Source organism: Vibrio sp. 10N.222.55.B11, from assembly GCF_041473705.1.
Classification (GTDB): Bacteria; Pseudomonadota; Gammaproteobacteria; order Enterobacterales; family Vibrionaceae; genus Vibrio; species Vibrio crassostreae_C.
Map to the genome: position 1 here is coordinate 1 of NZ_JBFRST010000183.1, position 1,143 is coordinate 1,143.

Annotated in this window: 2 protein-coding genes; one reads left to right on the forward strand and one right to left on the reverse strand. The window is 39.7% G+C overall.

Annotation, left to right across the window (positions count from 1 at the left end):
- Window positions 1-15: 15 nt before the first annotated feature.
- Window positions 16-474 carry an HPP family protein gene (locus AB4503_RS25640; RefSeq protein ID WP_017046215.1) on the reverse strand — a complete coding sequence of 153 codons (459 nt, stop codon included), beginning with the start codon at window positions 472-474 and terminating at the stop codon, window positions 16-18.
- Window positions 475-576: 102 nt separating this feature from the next.
- Here AB4503_RS25640 and AB4503_RS25645 point away from each other — a divergent pair, with 102 nt between their 5' ends.
- Window positions 577-1,128: a TetR/AcrR family transcriptional regulator gene (locus AB4503_RS25645; protein ID WP_017046214.1), complete on the forward strand. Its 552-nt coding sequence runs from the start codon at window positions 577-579 to the stop codon at window positions 1,126-1,128.
- Window positions 1,129-1,143 lie beyond the last annotated feature (15 nt).

Here is a 1,143-nt window from a genome sequence, read left to right on the forward strand (position 1 = left end):
CGCCATAGTCGTTTGTTAGCACTCTGATTTTAAACTGTATTGTTGAACTTTTTGAAGACCTTTACTCATCAAAACTATCACGACAGAGCCAATCAAGACCGGAGCAATTAAGAATGACCAACCATGACCTGCCAGCATAATTAGAATTGGATTCGCTCCTGCTGGTGGATGCGTTGTTTTAGAGACTAACATACATGTAATGCCTAACCCTGTCGCAATAGCCAAACTCACAGGTGTTACACCTACGTACTGAGAAAATACTATGCCAATTACGGCTGTGACCAAATGACCAAAAATTACATTTTTGGGTTGAGCAAGTGGGCTCTGTGGTAAACCAAAAACTAGTACTGCTGTTGCCCCAAATGGAGCCATTACCAAAGCTGCACTCTCTACATTGGTTTCCACCATCAATAGAAGACCAAGAGTAATTGAAGCTCCAACTCCTGCGACTAAAGCAGACACATAACGATTCATATAAACCTCTCCATTAAAAGTAGACCGAACTGTCCACTTTTAATGGTAGACAGATCGGTCTACTTTTGTCAATATCAACAAAACCGACTTCGAGGTGTCTTTATGAGCAAGAAACGAGATTTACTATTAAGTACAGCATTAGAGCTGTTTTACCGACATGGCATTAATTCCATTGGAATTAATGAAGTAATTAAGGTTTCTGGTGTGGCTAAGAAGACACTCTACAGCCATTTCAACAGTAAGGAAGATTTGGTACTTAGGGCTTTAGAGCGAAGACACCTAACCTTTATGCAATGGTTAGAGGCTAAACTTGAAAACACAACCAATAATAGTGAGTTGGTTGACACTCTATTTCATGCTTTAAAGGGATGGTTTGACGGCCATGAACCTAAACTAGGCGATTTTAACGGATGTTTCTTTATAAATACTTCTGCGGAGTTCCACGATAATAAAAGTGAAATATCTAACTATTGTCGCTTCCACAAAGCGCAAGTACGTCAGTTAATACAAAACAAGCTAAGTAAAGATTCGGACGATTTGCTCAATGCGATATGTTTACTCATAGAAGGAGCCATCACAACGGCTTATATGACAGGCGCAAGTTCTGAAGTAATAAATAATAGCGTGCAGATCTTACGTCGTCTTGAGTGCTAACGAATGATATGGACT

Bases quoted from the DNA above. Each gene is read 5' to 3' on its own strand.
- AB4503_RS25640 (WP_017046215.1), bottom strand. From the start codon at position 474: ATGAATCGTTATGTGTCTGCTTTAGTCGCAGGAGTTGGAGCTTCAATT.
- AB4503_RS25645 (WP_017046214.1), top strand. From the start codon at position 577: ATGAGCAAGAAACGAGATTTACTATTAAGTACAGCATTAGAGCTGTTT.